The 20,999-nt window shown below is 39.1% G+C and carries 17 protein-coding genes; 4 read left to right on the forward strand and 13 right to left on the reverse strand.

Features of this window, described 5'->3' with window-relative positions:
• The first annotated feature begins 102 nt into the window (after positions 1–102).
• A complete protein-coding gene (locus ACQ96U_RS03455) occupies positions 103–969 on the forward strand; it encodes a LysR family transcriptional regulator (RefSeq protein WP_431719837.1) in 867 nt (288 codons plus the stop codon).
• On the opposite strand, the gene ACQ96U_RS03460 is transcribed toward ACQ96U_RS03455, so the two are convergent.
• The 3 genes from ACQ96U_RS03460 to ACQ96U_RS03470 form a co-directional block, all read right to left on the reverse strand.
• Positions 966–1,571, reverse strand: a complete 606-nt coding sequence (locus ACQ96U_RS03460; RefSeq protein WP_431719838.1) for an isochorismatase family cysteine hydrolase — start codon at positions 1,569–1,571, stop codon at positions 966–968. The two genes, ACQ96U_RS03455 and ACQ96U_RS03460, sit on opposite strands and share 4 nt — an antisense overlap.
• Positions 1,572–1,591: 20 nt before the next feature.
• A complete protein-coding gene (locus ACQ96U_RS03465; protein ID WP_431719839.1) occupies positions 1,592–2,350 on the reverse strand; it encodes an SDR family NAD(P)-dependent oxidoreductase in 759 nt (252 codons plus the stop codon).
• A 187-nt stretch (positions 2,351–2,537) separates the two neighbouring features.
• The gene (locus tag ACQ96U_RS03470) at positions 2,538–3,095 is read right to left on the reverse strand and encodes a cytochrome b (RefSeq protein ID WP_431719840.1); all 558 of its coding nucleotides are present in this window, start codon (positions 3,093–3,095) and stop codon (positions 2,538–2,540) included.
• Between the two features lie 254 nt (positions 3,096–3,349).
• Between ACQ96U_RS03470 and ACQ96U_RS03475 the strand changes: the two genes are divergently transcribed.
• Both ACQ96U_RS03475 and ACQ96U_RS03480 read left to right on the forward strand, forming a co-directional pair.
• Positions 3,350–4,021, forward strand: a complete 672-nt coding sequence (locus ACQ96U_RS03475; RefSeq protein WP_431719841.1) for a response regulator — start codon at positions 3,350–3,352, stop codon at positions 4,019–4,021.
• Positions 3,952–5,313 carry a sensor histidine kinase gene (locus ACQ96U_RS03480; protein WP_431719842.1) on the forward strand — a complete coding sequence of 454 codons (1,362 nt, stop codon included), beginning with the start codon at positions 3,952–3,954 and terminating at the stop codon, positions 5,311–5,313. Before ACQ96U_RS03475 ends, ACQ96U_RS03480 begins: the two co-directional genes overlap by 70 nt.
• A 91-nt stretch (positions 5,314–5,404) precedes the next feature.
• On the opposite strand, the gene ACQ96U_RS03485 is transcribed toward ACQ96U_RS03480, so the two are convergent.
• Positions 5,405–6,820: a S8 family peptidase gene (locus ACQ96U_RS03485; RefSeq protein WP_431719843.1), complete on the reverse strand. Its 1,416-nt coding sequence runs from the start codon at positions 6,818–6,820 to the stop codon at positions 5,405–5,407.
• 488 nt (positions 6,821–7,308) lie between these two features.
• Here ACQ96U_RS03485 and blaOXA point away from each other — a divergent pair, with 488 nt between their 5' ends.
• Complete coding sequence (blaOXA, locus tag ACQ96U_RS03490; RefSeq protein ID WP_431719844.1) at positions 7,309–8,073, forward strand: class D beta-lactamase; 765 nt, start codon at positions 7,309–7,311, stop codon at positions 8,071–8,073.
• A 342-nt stretch (positions 8,074–8,415) separates the two neighbouring features.
• Here blaOXA and ACQ96U_RS03495 read toward each other — a convergent pair whose 3' ends face one another.
• From ACQ96U_RS03495 to ACQ96U_RS03535, 9 genes are all read right to left on the reverse strand, one after another.
• A complete protein-coding gene (locus ACQ96U_RS03495) occupies positions 8,416–9,315 on the reverse strand; it encodes a LysR family transcriptional regulator (protein WP_431719845.1) in 900 nt (299 codons plus the stop codon).
• Positions 9,316–9,436: 121 nt separating this feature from the next.
• The gene (locus tag ACQ96U_RS03500) at positions 9,437–10,006 is read right to left on the reverse strand and encodes a flavodoxin family protein (RefSeq protein WP_431719846.1); all 570 of its coding nucleotides are present in this window, start codon (positions 10,004–10,006) and stop codon (positions 9,437–9,439) included.
• A gap of 202 nt (positions 10,007–10,208) precedes the next feature.
• Entirely contained in the window at positions 10,209–10,997 is a 789-nt protein-coding gene (locus ACQ96U_RS03505; RefSeq protein ID WP_431719847.1) for a substrate-binding periplasmic protein, read from the reverse strand.
• A gap of 47 nt (positions 10,998–11,044) precedes the next feature.
• A complete protein-coding gene (locus ACQ96U_RS03510; protein ID WP_431719848.1) occupies positions 11,045–13,039 on the reverse strand; it encodes a methyl-accepting chemotaxis protein in 1,995 nt (664 codons plus the stop codon).
• Positions 13,040–13,308: 269 nt separating this feature from the next.
• Positions 13,309–13,887: a YdcF family protein gene (locus tag ACQ96U_RS03515; protein WP_431719849.1), complete on the reverse strand. Its 579-nt coding sequence runs from the start codon at positions 13,885–13,887 to the stop codon at positions 13,309–13,311.
• 132 nt (positions 13,888–14,019) lie between these two features.
• Positions 14,020–15,747, reverse strand: a complete 1,728-nt coding sequence (locus ACQ96U_RS03520) for a SulP family inorganic anion transporter (protein WP_431719850.1) — start codon at positions 15,745–15,747, stop codon at positions 14,020–14,022.
• 42 nt (positions 15,748–15,789) lie between these two features.
• The gene (locus ACQ96U_RS03525) at positions 15,790–16,686 is read right to left on the reverse strand and encodes an MBL fold metallo-hydrolase (protein WP_431719851.1); all 897 of its coding nucleotides are present in this window, start codon (positions 16,684–16,686) and stop codon (positions 15,790–15,792) included.
• A gap of 57 nt (positions 16,687–16,743) precedes the next feature.
• Entirely contained in the window at positions 16,744–18,816 is a 2,073-nt protein-coding gene (locus ACQ96U_RS03530) for a flagellin (RefSeq protein WP_431719852.1), read from the reverse strand.
• A 276-nt stretch (positions 18,817–19,092) separates the two neighbouring features.
• Positions 19,093–20,643: a carbon starvation CstA family protein gene (locus ACQ96U_RS03535; RefSeq protein WP_431719853.1), complete on the reverse strand. Its 1,551-nt coding sequence runs from the start codon at positions 20,641–20,643 to the stop codon at positions 19,093–19,095.
• Between the last annotated feature and the right edge of the window lie 356 nt (positions 20,644–20,999).

Raw genomic sequence — 20,999 nt, forward strand, 5'->3', positions numbered from 1 at the left:
CTTTCCTTAGTTTTGAATTATCAAATTCATCCTAACTGATTCAATAAGCATTAGAAACTGACAAAAGCTGAAAATTAATGTTGCTGACCACAGGGAAAACTTATGGATGTACGTTTTTTAAAAAGTTTACTGGCTGTAATTGATAAAGGTTCAATTGCTGATGCCGCAAGACATGAAAATTTAACGTCTTCAGCTGTCAGTCAGCGAATCCAAGCACTGGAGAAGGAGTTAGGTGTAACACTATTCTCGCGTATTGGACACTCGGCTAAACCAACAGAAAGTTGCATGAGGTTAGTTCCTCGGGCCAGAAAAATTGTGCAAGAAATACAAGCATTAAAAACCGATCTAGACCCAATAGGGCTAACAGGAGAACTGCGTATTGGGGCAATATCAACGGTATTAACGGGGTTAATACCGTCACTCCTGAAAAAACTGATGGCTCAAGCGCCTGATGTCAAACTAAGTATAATACCTGGTACATCAGCTTCGTTGTATGAAAGACTCATGGCTGAGGAGTTAGATCTTGTTATTGTTGTCAATCCTCCGTTTGATATGCCTAAAATGGTCAAAAAAGTAACACTGTACTCTGAGCCTCTCGCGTTTATAAAGCCTAAGTCCGTATCTCTATCCATTAAAGAAGCCATGCAAACTGTGCCCTATATTCAATATGATCCACATTCATGGGGCGGGCGATTAGTGACAGAATACTTGGAAGGTGAAAAAATAATCGTGGATCCTTTATGTGACTTAGATGGTCTTGAAGCCATTGCCATACTTGTATCGGAGGGGGTTGGTGTGAGTTTAGTTCCTTATTGGAAGGGATTGGAAAAAATTGCAAATAATATCGTGGTGCACTGTGTGGATATAAAAAAATACCAAAGGGAGATTGTCCTTTTATATCCAGTACAAACGATTAATCATCGTTTAATAAATTTTTTGGTTAGTTTGGTTAATGGTGAGGAGGTTTAATTGACTTTTTCCCATAATTCATTTGAGCTAATAACTTTAAGGTGATATCCATCGTAAATATTAAGTATTGCTTCATGGTGATCTTTGCTTCGGTCAGCACAACAGTCTTCGAGAATGTATACTTCATACCCTTTACAGAAAGCAGAGTTAGCCGAAAACATAACACAGGCTTTGGTCAGTACACCACACATATATAACCGTTTGATATTATTATTTTTTAGATAGGCTTCAAATTCATCACCTACACTATGAAATAAATCATAAGTCCACTTGATAAATACTTTTTCATTATTCAGCTCTTTTGCATAAGGTTCTGGTGTACCTTCACCTAGTGCAATGTTCCCTGGAGGGTGCAACTTGTTCCACCAGGGAATCCAAGTACTTATTTGGTTATCATCTTTTTCTCGAACATGAATAACTGGTACTTTATTTTTTCGTGCATTAAACAGTAGTAAATTGACTTTTTCTGGGAATTTAGGAAATTGTTCAAATAGACTAATCTGTTGCTGGTCTAATAATGTCGTCGTATCACTAATATAATCAGACTGTACGTCGATAATAACAACTGCACTATTGGCTAAATCAGGAAGTTTTTTGGTCATGGTAACAGTGTTTTCTGCTATTAGTGAAAATAAGAAGCCCCATTAATATCAATGGTTGCACCTGTTGCATGATTAGACAAACCAGACAGTAAAAATGCTATGATATTTGCAACTTCTTCTGGTGGCGCGGGTCTGCCAGTGGGTACCTCATTTAGTAAGGCTTCATTACCGGGTTTAGCTAATTTTGCCTGGATACGATTGGTATTTACCCAGCCAGGAGCAATAATAAATGCAAAAATATTGTCTTTTGCATAGGCTTTAGCCACTGAGCGCGTCAGTGAAACAATAGCTCCCTTTGATGCAGCATAATGCATCATATCAGGTAAATCACCTTTAAATGCCGCTCTACTGGCTAAGTTAATAATCATACCACCAGAACGTTGTTGATAGTGAGCTATGGCATAACGGCATAAATCGGCAACAGCGATAACATTGATATCAAGTGTAGTTTGCCAAACAGTTCGCCACTTTTCTAAGGGGGAGTCGATCGTTATAGCGCTTTCAAAGGCCGCATTATTGATTATTCCATCGATAGAACCTTGCCAGTCAACAGCATGTTGCCATAGTTGGTTGACCTCTTGGGGGTTAGCTAAGTTAGCTTGAACTGTCTTGCAACGATTTGAGCCGAATTCTTTTCGGAGTAACTCAATATTGTCTGAAGCGCTGTTATAGTGAAGAACTACCTTTGCACCTGTTTTTAATAAGCATCGAGTGGTGGCTAAACCAATGCCCCCTGAGGCGCCGGTCAATAGGATTGTTTTATTTTTCAGAGATATCATCGATATTGTCCAAACTTAAGAACATTCATGAAGTATAGAACTGTAACTTAAGATGATTGATTGTTTTAGCTGGAAATACTGATGCTATACATAAGTTTTTCTGTTGAAGTAAGATGAGGAACGTAAATAGTAGTAGTTGCCTTGTCTGCATTGTTCTGACAAGGCTTGAGGTTGGTAATTAGTACAGTTAAACACGTTGGCCAAGCATACGCTTTAGAACAGAGTCTCGATCATAGAAATGATGTTTTAATGCGGCCAAAATATGTAAGCTAATACAAAGAATAACTATATAATTGGAGATAGCATGTATTAAAGATGCTGCATCTGCTAAAAATGTATTTAATGCAATCACTTTACCTGATTCGGCAGGGTTTAAATTTGGTTCAATCAGTACAAAATTAAATAGCTGAACGCCATGACCAGAAAAAGTGGACATTGCAATTCCTGAAATGGGTATGAGTAAGGTCCCAATAATAAGTGAGTAATGAACTACCTTTGATAGAATCAACTCCAGAGGTGTGCATTGCCGTACCGGCTTGGGTAGTTTATTTACAAATCGCCAAACTGTACGAAAGAGTGCAATAAATAAGAGGATTACGCCGAGTGATTTATGTATGGGGTATAAGGCATATGTATGATTTTCAGTCATATATATTCCAAGAATAATTAAGCTGATCATCCCTAAAGCTATAATCCAATGTAAAATAATGGTTGTTAATGTAAGTTTTTCTTTGGTATCACGCATTTTTACTACCTTTAACGTGTGACTTATAGAAAGTAATTTGAACTAACGTAAGACATAAAGGTGATGCTATGAGAAGAGTATTCTCAATTTTTCCTATAAAATAATGACCTCTGATAATATATACGTATTACTGGCGAGGTAAGTTCATATCTTTTTTATTGAAAACAAATATAATGATGAAATCTGACGAGAACCTGACTGTGCCCAAAAAACATTCTGTCGTTAATGATTAAGTGATTACAGTGGTTATAACAATGAAAGTATTGTTAGTTGAAGATGACTTAATGATTGCTGATGGCGTCGTTCGTAGTTTATGTGACGCAGCGTTGCAAGTAGAGCACATAATCAGTCTTAGCGACGCAAGAAAATCACTAAGTGATAAAGCTATTGGGTTGATTGTGCTAGATCTGGGTTTGCCTGATGGAGATGGCTTAACACTTTTGCATCAAATTCGTCGACAAGGTTTAGCGCTTCCTGTCTTAGTATTAACCGCTAGAGATGAACCTAGAGATAGAGTACTTGGCTTAGACAGTGGTGCAGATGATTATTTAATTAAACCTTTTAATATGGATGAATTGATTGCTCGGATCAGAGCCTTACTTAGACGAAGTATGGGAAGGGCTGCTGCTGTCATTGAATATAAAAACTTAACCTTGGATCCAGGTCAAATGCAAGTCACACTGAATCAACAAGAGGTTGTCATTCCATTACGTCAGTTCCGCTTACTTCAATATCTTCTGGAGTCACAGGGCCGTGTTAAAACCAAACGGCAGATTATTGATGCGCTGTATCGATGGGATCAAGATATTGAAGAAAATACCATTGAAGTTTACGTTTCGCAGTTGAGAAAGCATCTATGGCCCGAGCTCATCAAGACAATTCGAGGAATTGGTTACCTGATCGCCAAACAGAAACGTCATCTTTAAAACAACGACTCTTACTTAGAGTTGGCCTTGTGCTAACAATAACCTGGATTATTGAGGTTATTTATTCTAACAGTGTTGTCTGGCATAAGACTCAGGAATTGATTGAGCATCAAACGCAATTAATGGCTAAAAGTTGGATTGCTGTTGTTGAGCAGGGAGGGATTGAAGGCTTAACATTAACTGAGGAACCAAATTTTATATTATTTGGCTGGCTAAATGATAAGCCTGTGATTAAACAAGGTCATGGCGAATTTGATAAACCAAGTAATAAAGAAACTTATGACACAAAAATAGGACAGGAAAAGTGGATTATTACTACTTTTTGTCAAAATAATGCGTGTGTATTGGTAGGCCTTAAGGATACTGAAAGGCGGTGTACGGTTAAGATTTTAGTTGTTTTAATATTCTTACCTTTGTTCATCATTTTTGTTTTAACCATGCTTGCCATGAACGTTGCGGTTAAATCCGGATTACGGCCTCTCAATACATTAGCTGAAAAAGTATCATGTGCTTCAGTTGATAAACTAACGTCATTGCAGGATGAATCGAATACAAAAGAGTTGCTTCCTCTCATTCAAGCGCTTAATCAGTTAATGTTTAATATGAAAACACAGTTGCTAAAAGAGAGACAATTTTTAGATACCTGTACTCATGAGTTAAGAACGCCAGTAACAGCATTTATTGCTCAAATACAAAGCTTGCATAAGATTGATAAGAATTTAGATAGTTTTCTAATAAACATTAACAATGCGGCACTGCGTGTTGTACGCGTAGCAAATCAGTTTTTAAGCCTGGCTAAAAGTCATAATCGTGAGCTACTTAAAGAGCAGCATGAAAGGTTTGACCTTTGTGAACTACTACGTCAGATGGTGATTGAACTTGTACATGATCACGAACAGTGTGATTGCCAAATACAAGGTTTAACCACACTTGACGTAGAAGCAGACCCTCTTGCGATGGAGATGGTTATAAAAAACATAATAGAAAATGCATTACGTTACGGTCAATCAAGTGAAGATGGCAAAGTGAAGCTAATATTAAGCTGTCAAAGATATGATGAAATGGTGGTGCTTTCTATAGAAGATGGTGGTCATGGTATTGATGAACAATATCGAGATAAAGTGCTTCAGCGGTTTTATCGTGTACCAGGGCAGAGTGTAGAAGGAGCTGGCCTTGGCCTAAATATTGTTAATGGTGTGGTTACTCAGTATGATGGGGAAGTGATTTTAACGGAAAGTCAAATACTAAGTGGGTTAAAAGTAACAGTCTCTTTTAAAGGTATTGTCGATTGAATTTATCTAAATGAGTAAGTAAGAATAAAATGCCTCTATGGAAGAGGCTATAAAGATCTTAATTATGCTTGCGTTAATTTATTTATAGGTATTACTTTTTGGTCATTGCAGGTACTAAGTCTAAAGAAGCATCACAGTCCATTTTGGGGATGTATGCATCACTGTCTACAGCTTTTTTAATGTAATTGCCTCCATGCTGTAAATATATTTTTACATCAGCTGGAGATAAGGTTGGATTTTTCTCTAACATTCTAGCTATGCAGGCCGTTACGGCTGGTGTTGCTTGTGATGTACCAGACATAATGGTTGTATTATTTGATAAATGATTCAGTGAAATAATATTATGACCTGGTGCTGCCATGTCTGTAGTTTTACTCACGTTAGAAAAGCAAATAATTTCATCTTCAGATAAAGACTCATGTCCGCAATTGCCAAGAAGCTGAAAATCAGGACTAGAGTGAGTACTATGGGCTGCAACTGAAATGGTTTTATCTAAACAACTAGGTACACCTTCTCCCCCAGTTAACCCTTCATTGCCTGAAGCAGCAACAATGATTTTACCTTGAGAGGTCAGTTTTTCTATTACTTTGGGTAAATCACCGATTACATATTTATCACATGAGCCAGGTAGATTTAAATCCTGCCCCAAGCTTAGATTAATAATTTTTACATCTTGAAGATTAGGGTCAGTTGCTAGAAGATTTAATGCATCAATTAAATCTGTATTTAAATAACTCCCTTTGCTATTGGTAACTTTTATGGAGATAATTTCTGCTTGAGAAGCATCGCCTTCTGGAGCAGCATTTGGATCACTTGATTTGCTGGCTGCAATAATACCGGTTACATGAGTACCATGGCCATTATCATCTACTGCAGAGTCTTTACCTTGTTGAAACTTTAAACCATTAGCACATGCACCGTAATCTTTACCATATTTCTTTTCAAGGGCGATAGCTTGACTTAATGTTATATTATTTGGATTAATACTTTGAAAACAATACTCCTCAATAATTTTTCCTTGAATTTGAGGATGTTTATTGTTTATACCACTATCTAGCACAGCAACTTTAACACCCTTACCTTTATAATCTGAAGGTGAAAGACTAGTTGTAGGTACATATGTATTACCTGAACTTGAAGAAAAGTTTGTTCCTGAACCACTTTTTATTGTTTTGGTAAGGTTATTCCTAGAAATTTCTAGAAGCCCTTTAAGTGTTGTAACAATATAAAAACTATTTCCATCGCTATTAATATGCTGATTAAGGATGGGGGCTTTTAAACTGCTAATAACTGACTGAGCATCATCTTTGCTATTGCTAGACAGTTGTACTTCAAGAGAAAGTAGCCCTTCATTTATATCATTGATAGATTGTGCTGATTGAAATACAGCATTAGATGCTTTACTAGTGTTTTGAATGCCATTAAGAATTTCATCTTTTTCACTACTAGCAGCAACATAAAAAGAAGACAGCATTCCGATTGTAAAGCATAGTATTTTCTTTCGCATAATTCCTCCAGAGTTTTTGTGAGTAAATATTTAAACACGAAAAGAAATATATATTCTATAAGTAGAGTTGTTATGGTCGGAATTTGAGAGGTGATTTGTATTTATTATATTAAGTGGGGAGGCCTTGTTACGCTGCTGCGAGCTGTATTAATGGTGTGTTTTTTTTGTGTTTTATTAAAATGAATAGTGTATCAAAATGTATTATGTTGGATTTTAGGTTTGGTGTGAGGCTGTTTTTAGTTTAAATATTTTTCTTTAAATGGTTTTTTTATGTTATTTAATTTGCTCTGAGTTGAAATTGTTAATATTTTTTTGTTTGGTACGAATGTTTGTTTTGCCATTTTTGGTCATAATTCATCATTTTTCTTCCCTATACTTTTTTTTGACTCGGTCATAATATTGAATAATACCGATTCCAATAACTAGTTCATAAACTTTATTTGTGCTGTGATCAAAGTAGTTAAATTTATTAACATGTGAGGCATCTAATGCATTTTTTTTCGAAGTGTTTGATATCTATTTTAGTAGTACCACTGTTTTGCTTTGCAAATGAAGATGTAACAATAAAAAAACTATTTGATAAGTACCATGTTAATGGTACGTTGGTTGTATCTTCTTTGGATGGTAAAAACAAGTTAATCTTCAACGAGCAAAGAAGTCATCAAGGTTTTGTACCAGCGTCTACATTTAAAATATTAAATACGTTGATAGGTCTTGATGAAGGTGTAATTACGAAAAAATCTATTTTTAAGTGGGATGGTAAAGATAAAGGTTGGGAGGCATGGAATAAAGATCAGACGTTGAAGTCAGCTTTCGGGTTTTCATGTGTATGGTGTTACCAGCAAGTTGCCAGTCAAGTAGGTAATACCAAGTATCTTGGTCATTTTAAGCGGATTGGTTATGGTAATGCAAAAACGGGTCCTGATGTGCAACGTTTTTGGCTTGATGGGGACTTAAGAATTTCTGCACAACAACAAATTGAGTTTATACGAAAAGTATACAAAGAAAATCTTCCTTATGCAGAGGAAGATATTGCAACGCTTAAACATATAATGGTTCAGGATAGCAATGATAACTATACATTGTATGCGAAAACAGGTTGGTCTCAGAAAATTGGTTGGTTTGTCGGGTTTGTAGACTCTAAGTCAGGTCCATGGTTGTTTGCATTAAATATTGATATGCCAGATATCAAGCAAGCGCCTATTCGAAAGAAAATTGTAGTTGAAACACTAAAAGCTAAAAATATGTTATAGCTTTTAAGTATTTTTTTGCTAAGTGAGTATATTACTGTTGTAGTTTAAAGTGAAAGCCTGCTAGGGCCTGTTAACACTATTTGAAAATCACTATTATGACGGTAAAAGCACTCATCTAGGCGAAGTGTGAAGTTTAGTTGTTCTAAATGAACAATGAGCAACAACGAGTTGTGCCTTGCTAAGCAAAACAATAGTCTACGGCAGTGGTGATTCAAATAGTGTTAACAGGCCCTAATATTTATTATTGGATATGATCGTAGACTTCACAGGTTTGCCTATATAGTCAGGTCCCTTCGTAGATAATATAAGGTAAATTTTGCACCTAATATGTAGTTAAAGCAGTTAACTATCAGAAACCACAATATGCTGGGTTTGATAACGTAACTCACCAATAAAACTTCGTGCGGCAGGACCCAATTTATCGGCATCATTAAAGTTTAAAAAGAATCGAGCGGAACGCTTTAAACCTAGCTCTAGATTAAGAGGACGCAATAGGCCTTCTTCGAGTAATGGCCTAATGCTTGGCTCTGGTAACCAGGCAAAGCCAAAACCTTTGCTGACTAAGTCAATAGACGTTCGTAAATGGCTGACTGTCCAGCGTTGTTCAGCTCCTAGCCAGCCTGAATCGGTATTTGTATTAATAGCTGAGTCACGTATAACAATTTGGCGGTGTGACTTTAGATCTTCATACTTCAGTTTGCGCCCAGTTGAATGTAGTGAATGTTCAGGATGAGCAACAGCTATAAAGTTGATCTGACAAATTTCTTCATTTAGCCCATTAGGCATAGGAAATGCCGATAAACCAATTTGAGCTTGTCCTTGTGCAACAAGTTCATTAGTACCAGATAAAATAGTTTCAATCAGTTCGATGCGCAGCAGAGGGTATTGAGCAGAGACAGTATCAAGGACTTTATAAAGTTCTTCATGAGGAAAAGCCGCATCAACCGCAATATTTATTTTGGTTTCAATTCCACTGCCGAGCGTGCCTGCGATTGCTTCTAATTTGGCGGCTTCCTCAAGCAGATAGTTTGCACGCCTTAGCATAAGCTCGCCGGCTTCAGTCAACACCGTTTTACGACCTTCAGTGGTTAGTAATGAAACCCCAAGAACTTCCTCTAATTTATGAACGGCATGATGAATAGTCGATTGACTTTTATGGATAATTACTGCTGCCTGGTTAAATCCGCCATGATCAACGACAGCTTTGAACATACGCCATTGTTCAAGAGTTGTTTTTATCATCGTATGCTGTTGCCTATACAGTTACATCATTAGAGTTATTATTTTATTCAATTCATGGGGTAGTTTTAACTTTTATTTATTACTTAAGGTGCATTAGGTTAAATCAATAATTTTTAAATATCTATTGCCAACGTATTGCGGCTTCTGCAACACGCTTACCTAATAATTCTGCCGTTTTCAAGTCCCCTGAAGGTGGTGTTTGATTTGTCGGTAAGTTGTCAGATTGTGCCATTGCTCCCAGGTAAGAGCCTATGCGATTTATGGCCTCAGGGTGTCCATTGGTAATACCCGGCTCACTGGACTCATTCATTTGACCAAGCGAAACCCAGAGCATACCGTGTTGGGCGGAAAAAGTAGAAAGTTGAATCAGGCTATTTAATTTATCGCCGCTCATACTACCAGAATTAGTAAACCCCGCGGCTAATTTGTCTTTCCAGCCTTGGTTAAACCAAACTTTGGATGAGGCATCCATAAATGTTTTGAATGGAGCTGAGAGAGAACCCATATAAGTTGGTGCTCCAAAGATTATGGCGTCGTAGGCATTGAGCTGTTCAGGTTTTTCAGTGACTTGAGTAACTTCAAACAAGTTTGATGTTACCCCAGATACGGATCTTGCGCCTTTGACAACCGCTTGGGCTTGTACTTCAGTGTGTCCAAATCCACTATGGTAAACAACAGCAACTTTTTTCATGTTTAAACTTCCTGTGGAGCGTATGCTAGGAAAATCATGAGTCATATTTGATGGAATTAAGATAACAAGGAAGAGTGGAGGTGAGAATTCAAACTTTTCGTTTATAGCATTCGAAAGAATAGAATATGTTTATAAGGTACATCGTAAGGGGCAATGAATGAAAAAGAATCCAACTTTATTAATAAAAGATATATGATATTTATTAGTAGTGACCAAGAATTTCTTGGTATTCTTTTGAGTCTCGTATTTGTGCAATGGAGGACCAGATTTGATTTGCAAGCGCTTTATTATTACTAATAAATTTGTATGAAAATAATAAATAATAATTTTTACTGATAACAGGAGGACTAATCTTAATTACTTCGTTAAACATTGACTGATAACGTTGACGTTGATTCTCAATATTTGTGTCTAGGTCTACTATTGCATCAACTCGTCCATTGATAAGCATGTTTAAACTACTCAGAGAACCTTTAGTTTCAGTAAGATTATCAGGAGGAATCCCTTTTTGGTAAAGTTCAGAGATGACTGAATAGCCTAAAGTGACACTCACTTTTTTATTATCAAGTAAATCATCAAACTGTGTAATCTTTGAGTTAGGTATTGTAAAAATTGAGTACTGTTGTGTGTTATTTCGCTTGGTTTGATCTAATTTGTTGTTTTTCATTGGGTAGACCCCAATCTTTAATCGTTCTTCTTTGAAGCTGGCATCAATTGTGCCATCAGCTTTATTGGTTTTTACCCAGTATAAGCAACGTTTCCAAGGCATTCGCATAAAGTTTATTTTTAAATTAAGTTTATCGGCTACTTTGTTTAATACTTCAATGGTAACACCTGGTTTGTCTAATAAGTGATTGCCCATATTAAATGGGGGGTTAGGCTCACTATTGTAAACTAAAGAAACAGCTTGTTTAGCAATGGCAATAGATGGAAAACTAATGAGCCATATGCTGGTGATAAGTGAGAACGCCACCATAAAATTAACAGGCATAATTATACCAATCTTGATCCATTTTTATGTGCTCTTTACAGAATCAATTAGCCTTTTGTTTTAAAACCTTGGATGAGTTGAACGAGCAAGTTATTAGCATTGGAAAGCGTTTCTGTGGACTGTTCATTATTTTTGTCTTGACTGACCAGGGACTCGACCATTTCTTTAATGCTCACCATACTGTTGTCAATTTGGCGGGAAACCATACTTTGTTCTTCCGCAGCCGTGGCTATTTGAGTACTTAAATCCAAGATTTGATTGACTGCATTTGCCATCTCATCTAATCCTTGATTCACTGAAGCGGTATGTTCTGCTGTTGTATTGGAACTTTCGCGAGTGTGATCAATAGAGTTGACAACCAGGCCAACACTCTCAGTTAATTGGCTTAGGCGAGTACTGATTTCTTCTGTACTATTTTGAGTCCTGGCGGCTAAAGCTCGTACTTCATCAGCCACGACGGCAAACCCTCGACCTTGTTCACCTGCTCGGGCCGCTTCAATTGCTGCATTAAGCGCAAGTAAATTAGTTTGTTCTGCAATACCTGCAATTGTTTCTAAAATGGGCGTAATTTGTTGTACTGCATCACGCATTTTATCGACTTCTGCAGTAGCATTATCTACATTATTTAATAGGGTTTGGACGGCTTGAGATGCTTTTTGAACGAGTGCTTTCGATTCTTCAGCTTGATCATTGACTTTGTGAATAAAATCAGCGGTACCATTTGCATTATTAGCAACTTCATCTGATGAAGCACTCATTTCATTAACTGCAGTGACTACTTGATCTGTTTCTTGTGCATGTGATTCTAAAATATTGCCACTGTGCTTGGCGCCTGTTTTTAACTGGGTGAGTGACTGGTTGATATCATCACTGGCATCAGTAATTTTCCTAATCATGTTTTGTAGATAGGCAATAAAATTATTGATTGACCCTGCAATATCATCAAGCTCATCGCCTTTACCGATACTTAAGCGACGCGTTAGATCTGCTTCACCGGCAGATAAATCATCAATACTTTTTTTCAAGCGAATCAGTCTTGCCATTAACCGATAAAGAGCAAAGGCAACTGTTGCCAGTAACAATAACAATAAAGGAATTTGAAAAGAGAGTAACAAGGTTATAAGTGTGTTACTTTGTTGTTGTAGGGCAGAAGTGGGCACGCTGGCAGCCATAACCCAAGGTGTACCACTAATGGGTTCTACTAATAATGTGAGGTTCTCCTGGTCATTACCTTCATACTCTACTTGCGTTGATTGGCTGTCATTGAGCGTGGGTAAACTAGCCAATTTGGCTGTAATGCTGGCTTGTTTGGCCTGGTCTTGCACTTTGGTTAGCACGATGTCATTGGAAATTGCCGAGGTGTTGCTCACTAGCGTGCCGTCTTGTTCAAGAATAACAATATGACCTCCAATACGTTTTTCACTGCGAGCAACTAAGTTATTAAAAAAACCAAGTGTGACATCAATAGTGGCTACGCCATAAAGTGAGCTTCCTTTATAAATACCCATTGCACAGTTTGTTCTCGGTTCTGTACTGGCATTGTCTTTATAGGCATGGGCCCAGGCGCATTCACCTTTTGGTGCATTTTGTCCATTTGCATACCAAGGCTGTTCATAATAATTAGGGGCTTCTGCTGAGTTCCAGTAAGTATTGACGGTCATGTTGCCCGTCGCATTACGATGGTAAAACGTACTGTGTTTTTGACGATCTTGTGTTCTCATATTGGGTAGTGGCCAGATACCGCCACCAAAGACTTTTGCCTCGCCATATTGATCTAATAAACTTGGTAATAGTTGATCGATTTGCTCACTTTCAAGTACCGGAATCAATTGTGTAATTGAACGCTGTTGCGACTGAACTTGAGATAACTCTCTACGGATTTCTTCTCCAATCTGAGTGAGTTCATTTCGCACGAGTTTGCTTTCTAGTGTCAGTAATTTCGGTGCGAGGAATACTCGTAACCCAATAATTGTCAATAACAACATAATCACAATAAATGTGAATAGAAAGATACTATAACGGGTTTTAAGTTTCGTTAGCATATTAATTATCCAGACTGCAGCGTATATGCCCTTAACAGAGGGTATTATCGTTATTCTCAGAATACTTAAGAATTATGATTGGTATAATTAATTTAGTTTAGATGTGATCGTGTTTTCTGTCAGTGATCTGTTTATATAAGTCTTTAAAAAAAGAGGAATATTTTCAATAGAGAAAGGAATTAATGAATAATCTGTCAAATTGCTTTGTCGTATCTTGGCATTATTATAAATTTTACTGTGGTTTATTCTTGAATAAACAGTCGATAGCGCTACTGTTGAGGTCGAATAAACATTAAAAGTCGGGTACGGAATGACTCTGGTAAAAAAAGGCTGATATTGGCTGCCCAGTTATAATGGACATTTAGCCAAAGTTCCCAATAAGTGATTTCGGGCTTTGCAGTTTTGTATGAAATGGGCTGCAAGATGACTTCTGTGTTAATTGGGTTTTGTTCAATAATTGTCTTAAAGCGCTGAAAGTGAAGCGGGGTACTCACTAAGTAAACGGTTTGCCAGCCTTGTTGGGTTATCATTGAACTGGCATTTTGCCAGTTAGTCTGACTGTCGTAGGACTGTGTTTCTGTTAAAATATTGTTTTTATCAATACCTTGACTTATCAAATATTGCTTCATGAGGGTGGCGCCATAGATATTATTATTGGGTCGTGAGCCGCCAACGCATAAAAAGTTTTTAATGGTTTTTTTTCTCGCTAACGTCAGGGCATAGTTGAGTCTGCGGAGTGTTTGGTTTCCTAAAGCAGTATAACTATCGTTAAAATCTCCCATAAGGATAATTAAGCCATCAACGTTGGGTGAGTCGGTGAGTTCATTGTGATTAAGCGGATAAATCACGTAGTATAACCAGACAATTGAGCATAGTAAGTCGATAATAAGTAAAAATATCAGGGGTTTTATAAGCTTTTTATGAAGCTGACGATACGGTATTAACATAAAAATGGTCTATTCAAAAATAAAGTAATGCGCTTATTTTAGGTCTTCAATCGCTTGATGTTGACTGAGGTATATATTGCCATTGAGCTGTTTGGTAAATGTGGTTTTTTGTAATGTATCCATCACAGGACCTTTCACTTCAGAAAAATGGAAGTGAATATTTAATTCTTGTAATCGTTGGTTTATAACTTCCAGTGTTTCCAGTGCACTTAAATCAATTTCATTAATCGCGGTACACATCAGAATAACATGTTGTACTTTAGTATTTTGAGCAACCAGACTGTAAATTTTATCCTCTAAAAAGCTGGTGTTGGCAAAGTAAAGACTCTCATCCACGCGAATAGAGATAATATGAGGATAAGTGATGACATTATGTCGTTGGATATTACGAAAGTGTTCAGTTCCTGGTATTTCGCCAACCACAGCAATATGTGGACGTGCTGTTTTAAATAAGTGCAGACTAATTGAAATGGCAACACCACTTAATACGCCATACTCTACACCTAAAAATAAGGTGATAATGAGGGTGGTGGTAATACCTGCAAACTCTGCTCGAGAGTATTGCCATGCTTTTCGAATTAAATCGATATCGATAAGAGAGAGGACAGCCATGACAATGGTAACTGCAAGGGCGGCTTTGGGTAGAAAATATAGCAGTGGTGTTAGCCAGAGTGTGGCAATCGCAATACCCAAGGCTGCGAATATACCCGCGGCAGGAGTTGATGCACCTGCATCATAATTGACAACTGACCGTGAAAAACCCCCTGTGACCGGAAGTCCCCCTGAAAATGCAGAGGCTAAGTTAGCGGCACCGAGACCAATAAGCTCTTGATTAGGTGTGATGCGTTGGCGTTTTTTAGCGGCAAGGGTTTTACCTATAGATACGGATTCAATAAACCCAATAATTGCAATCAATAATGCAGAGCTGGTGATTTGTTGCCAGTGTTCAAGGGTGATGGTGGGCCAGGTTAATTGGGGTAAGCCTTTTGGAATTTCACCCACAATTGCCACGCCTGTTAAATCCAGTCGAAAAAGGTAGGTGGCTAATGTCGCAAGGCTGATAACAATGACAGGTGCCGTTTTTGATAATAGTTGAGCGAAATGTAAAGGTATACCCCATTGTGGTAAGCGAGTAAAAAAATGGTGACGTAACCACCATAGGCAACCTAAACAACTTATCGCCATAAGAAAGGTGGTGATGTGTATTTGTGAGATTGATTGAAAAAGAGTAGTGCCTAGTGTTATTAGGTTATCACCACTCACGGAGATTCCCAGTAAGTGTTTTAGCTGGCTAATGATGATGATAATGCCTGAGGCGCTGATAAAGCCGGAAACCACTGGGTGAGATAAAAAATTGGCAATAATACCAAAACGAAAAATGCCAAGCACAATAAGCATTAACCCAGAAATAAATGCCAGTAAAATAGCCAAAGTGACATAAGTGGGTGATTCAGCAGAGGCCAGTGGCATAATGGCACTGGCCGTCATTAATGAGATAATAGCCACAGGCCCTACGGATAAACTATAGCTGGAACCAAAAAAACCGTATAAAACCAATGGTAAAATACTGGCGTATAAACCCATTTCTGCAGGTAAACCTGCTAAAAGTGCATAAGCCAATGATTGAGGAATGAGCATAATAGTGACAATAAGCGCAGCAATAAGATCACCATTGAAGTGTTCTGCTTTATAGTTTTTGAGCCATTGTCCTGCAGGGAGTAAACGATTAATGACGGATAGGATGCGAGAATTTGGCTGCATGAGTGGTTTCTTTTAATGATGTTGTTAAAAGGTAACTATCCGTTAAAAACCATTAATGGGTAATTTAAGGTAAATTGCACCGTTGTCTGCAGGCGCAGGGAGCTTTCCTGCACGAACATTAACCTGTAAGGATGGAATAATAAGCTGTGGCATTGCTAAGGTGGCATCACGCTGTTGACGTAGCGTAATAAAATCCTGTTCAGAGATCTGTGAATTAATATGAATATTTTTTTCGCGCTCTTCTTTTACGGATGATTCGAACTGTAACTGTCGTCCATCGGGACAGTAGTCGTGACACATAAAAAGACGCATACTATCAGGTAAACTGAATATTCGCTGGATTGATTGATAAAGTATTTTCGCGTCTCCACCAGGGAAATCTGTACGTGCGGTACCGCTGTCAGGCATAAAGAGGGTATCGCCTACAAACATCGCATTGCCCATGACATAGCTAACACATGCTGGGGTATGACCCGGCGTATGTAAAACATGGCCTGTTAGCTGGCCAATTTTAAAGCAGTCACCATCATTAAAGAGCGTATTAAATTGTGAGCCATCACAGGGGAGCGAGTGAATATCATTAAAGAATTTGGCAAAAGTATATTGTACCTCAGTGACTTTATTACCAATAGCTAGCTTACCACCTATGTGTTGTTGCAGGTAATTTGCGGAGGTAAGATGATCTGCATGAATATGGGTTTCTAATATCCACTCTAATGATAAATGATGTTCTTCAATGTAATGAATGAGCTGATCGGCTTGGGCAAAATGTAAACCACCTGAGGCATAGTCAAAATCGGCGACAGGGTCAATGATTGCACATGCTGATGAATCAGGGTCTCTTACGATATAAGACAGGGTTTGTGTATGCTGGTCATAAAAAGGGATAACTTCAGGTTGAACAGCTAAATTGGGGGTGATGGGTAAAACGCAGTCCATGCTTAATTCTCCATTACTTATATACCCTTCGCCAGGGGTATTTAACATTACGTTATCTTAAAATTCTAACAGAGCCAACACCTGTTGTGCATTCGCATTGGCTTGAACCAATACTGAAATACCTGCTTGTTGTAGTACTTGGCTTCGGGAAAACGCAGCAGTTTCCGCTGCAAAATCGGCATCAACGATACGAGAATTAGCCGCAGATAAGTTTTCACTAAACACACTTAAATTATTTACACTGGACTGAAAACGATTTTGTAGTGCACCTAATGAAGCTTGCAGGCTACTCACCTGATCCAGTGCATTATCAATAGAAGTTAAAGCATCAGTAGCATTATCGGCGGTGGTGATATCAATATTTTCCAATAACTCGCCATCTTCGACATTGCCAAACTCACCCACACGAAAGCCTGACCGGTCAATCGCGGTAAAAGGGTTTTGAGTTGATATATCTATTTGTCCTGCGCCCGTTAGTAAAATAGAAGAGCCTGTATCGGCACCAATGGAGGCAACATTAAAACCAGCCTCAGTCACATTAGCACTGTCATTGGCCAGGTTAATATTCCGGCCATCTTCAGCAATTAAACGAAATGAAGTACCAAAAGCTTCAGCCGTAACCCCTGTTATTCCTTGTTTGTCATTAACGGCAGTAATGACGTTGTTAATGATAGTACTTTCAGAATCGCCCGCATCAAAGCTGATGTTGATGGTTTCGCCATTAATATCGATACTTTCATTTCGTGTATTGCCCGTTGTGATACCTGTACCGTAGACGGCCGTTGATAAAACTGTGGCGGTAACACCTGTTTGATCTGAGACTTTATTAATTGCGGCTGCTTTAGCGATAGCACTACCTTCTTTATTATTAAACGAGGCCGTATCATCACTACTGAGTGAGGGGCCAACGGCTACACCATTAATGACTAAATCTCCAGATTCTAACGCTTGCGTAACACCGACTCGACGTCCAACAACGCCACTGTTGCCACCACTATATGTACCTTTAAGTAAGCCAGTAAAACGGTCAATGTCAGATCGGCCAAAATCAATATCAATATCGGCACCGCTTCGTGAGACAAGGGTATAGCTTCCGACAAAGGTTTGAGCTGCACCGCTTATACCTACAGCAACAGCAGCAGATAAACCTGAGGCATTGTCATCATAGACAATGTTTCGTCCATCATCGGCAATAAGGGTTATTCCCGTATTAATACTGCCAGTGTTTTCTGCCCGCACACCCGTTTGTCCTTGAAAAGTATTAATCGCAGTTACCACTGATTCACGATTAGCATCTGCGCTGAGCGCATCATTGGTGGCAACTGCGATAGTGGTGCCATTGATAATAATATTACCGCTAACCGTTGCATTAGTTGCTGCAGCAAAATCAGCATAGCCGACAACATTGGTATTCGCTCGGGCAGTGACACCTGTTTGGTCACTTACACTGTTGATTGCGGCAGCAATGGCAATTCCACTTTTTTCATTATCAGCACTGGATAAACTGTCATTGGTTGAAGAGGGGGCGGGAACGGCAATGCCATTAATAACAATATCTCCCGCCTGCAAGGAGGTGAGTAAGGCTGGCCTAGTGGACGAAATACCATCTGTGAGTGCACTACCCAGTCGGTCCGTGGTAATGGCACTGATAGATACGGGAATGGTTTCACCAATATTTGTGCCCACCTGAAAGTTTGTTTTGGATAGTGAGCCATTTAACAGAGGTTTTCCATTAAAGGTCGTGTTATTCGCAACGTCTTGAATTTCATCAATGAGCTGTTGTACCTCTTCATCCAGTGAATCTCTATCCAGTTCGGTATTGCTGCCATTTGATGACTGTAATGCAAGTTCTCGAATTCGTTGTAAGTTGGTTGTGATTGAGGAAAGTGCACCTTCAGCGGTTTGCGAGAGTGAAATACCATCATTGGCATTTCGTATTGCAGTAGCGGTTGAGCTTATTTGTGTACCAAACCGAATGGAAATTGCCAGTCCTGCAGCATCGTCGCTGGCATGGTTAATACGTAACCCAGAGGAAAGCCGCTCAAGCGCTGTTGCTTGCGCTTGTTGGGTTTGGTTCAAGTTACGCTGAGCAATCAGTGATAACAGGTTAGTGTTAATAGTCTGGGGCATGGTAAACCCTCCCCATTATGCAATCGATGTGCTGTCGCTTGGGTCAGGATTGGCTGTTAGCGAACAGTATAAGTAACTGATTGAAAGCTCATTTCATCATTTACTCTCAGTATTGGTGGGATTTGAGGAGATGTTAAAGATGTTTCAGAATCATTACGATGATTTGTAATGAATAATAGTTATGATGGTTTTATGAATAAAAAAAGGCGACATAAGCCGCCTAAGTTTAGTACTGCAATGGAACAATGGTTTCTCCAGTATTAGGTCTTCTAATCGTTAACCATTTTGCTCTTGTGGCAGTAAAGCAGGTTTTTTGTATTTCCAGAAAAAGCCAGCAGTAAACACGACGGTGGTAATTGCGCCAATAATAGTGGCAATATTCATGGGCAGGTTAAAACCAATCTCGGCATTAGCCAGGTAAGTGATAGTTACTGCGGTCATAAATATTGCGGGTATGGTGCAGATCCAGTGCAGTTTACCTTCTTTAATTAAGTATGCAGCAGCAGCCCATAGCATAATCATCGCTGTTGTTTGGTTGGCCCAGCCAAAGTAACGCCAGATAACACCAAACTCGGCTTTTGTAATCAGATAGCCAATGACAAACATGGGCACCGCGATTAACAAACGTTTTACCAGCGCTTTTTGTGGCATTTTAAAGAAGTCAGCAACAATCAAGCGTGCACTACGGAATGCAGTATCACCAGAGGTGATTGGTAAAACAATGACACCTAATATTGCTAACACACCGCCTACAGCACCAAGCAGAGAAGTTGAAACTTCATGAACAACCGCAGCAGGGCCACCAGACGCTAGGGTTGCATTGAGTGCTTCTGGGCTTTCATAGAAAGACAAGCCTAAGGTACACCAGATCAGGGCAATAACACCTTCACCAATCATGGCGCCGTAGAAGATAAAACGGCCCGATTTTTCATTTTGCATGCAGCGTGCCATTAGCGGAGACTGAGTGGCATGGAAGCCAGATACAGCACCACAAGCAATAGTAATAAACAGTAATGGCCAAAGAGGAAGTTCTTTCGGATGCAGATTGCTGAAGTCTAATCCTGCGGCATAAAACCCTTTATCACTGAGTCCTAAACCGACAAGCAAGCCAATGGACATGAATAATAACAGGGCACCAAAGAAGGGGTAAAAACGGCCAATAATTTTGTCGACAGGAACAATCGTCGCGATAATGTAATAGCCGAAAATGATGGCTACCCACCAGGCAACATTCATTTCAGACAAATTGCCAAGCAGTTTTGCTGGGCCAAGTACAAATACTACGCCTACTAATAACAGCAATAAAACGGCGAAGATATTCATAAAATGCTTAGCAGCAACGCCTAAGTGCTGGCCTACGACACTAGGGACGCTGGCACCTTTAGCTCTTACAGAAAGCATGCCAGAAAAATAATCGTGAACGGCACCGGCAAAGATGCAGCCAAATACGATCCAGAGCATGGCGACGGGGCCATAAAGTGCTCCTAAAATAGGGCCAAAGATGGGTCCTAATCCGGCTATATTAAGTAATTGAATAAGATAGACTTTTTTATCGGACATGGGGACATAATCAACCCCATCGTTCATAGTCAGTGCGGGTGTTTTCTGTTCGGGGCGGGGACTGAAAATTTTCTCAACCAGTCCTCCGTAGACGAAGTAGCCGGCAATCAGTGCGCCGACGCAAAGTAAAAACCACATCATGTTGATGGCCCTCCCAATTATAGTACTGTCTTTATCCTGCCATGCCAGTGTATTCCAACTGATATATAGAGAAGGACTTACAAATAGGTGAGTGGCTGAATAACGATGGGAGTGGCTGGAAAACATGTGGGAGTGGTTGCAGTGGTGTGACGCTCACATGAAAGTATTAAAGCTCAAGGTTAGCCTATCGACTTCAATAATGGACAGCCCTTGGGGCACAGTACAGAGCAGTAGCCTATTAACTGTACTTTTTATAAAAGCTATTATTTTAAAGCCCTATGCCCACAAAGGTTGGATAACACCCTTCGAACACGCCGTGAATCCTTCCTTGGAGGCTTGATTGCCGCATCCTTGCGGCAAACAGTTCGATGTGCGTTATCCAGCCTTTGTTTGAAACTGGTGAACACCGAAATATTAATCAGTGACTGGGGTGGCAGCTAAAAGCGCCTGCATTAACTGCATTCCCAACATCCATATTGCTT

This window comes from Zooshikella sp. RANM57, assembly GCF_050749885.1.
In the GTDB taxonomy this organism is placed as follows: Bacteria; Pseudomonadota; Gammaproteobacteria; order Pseudomonadales; family Zooshikellaceae; genus Zooshikella.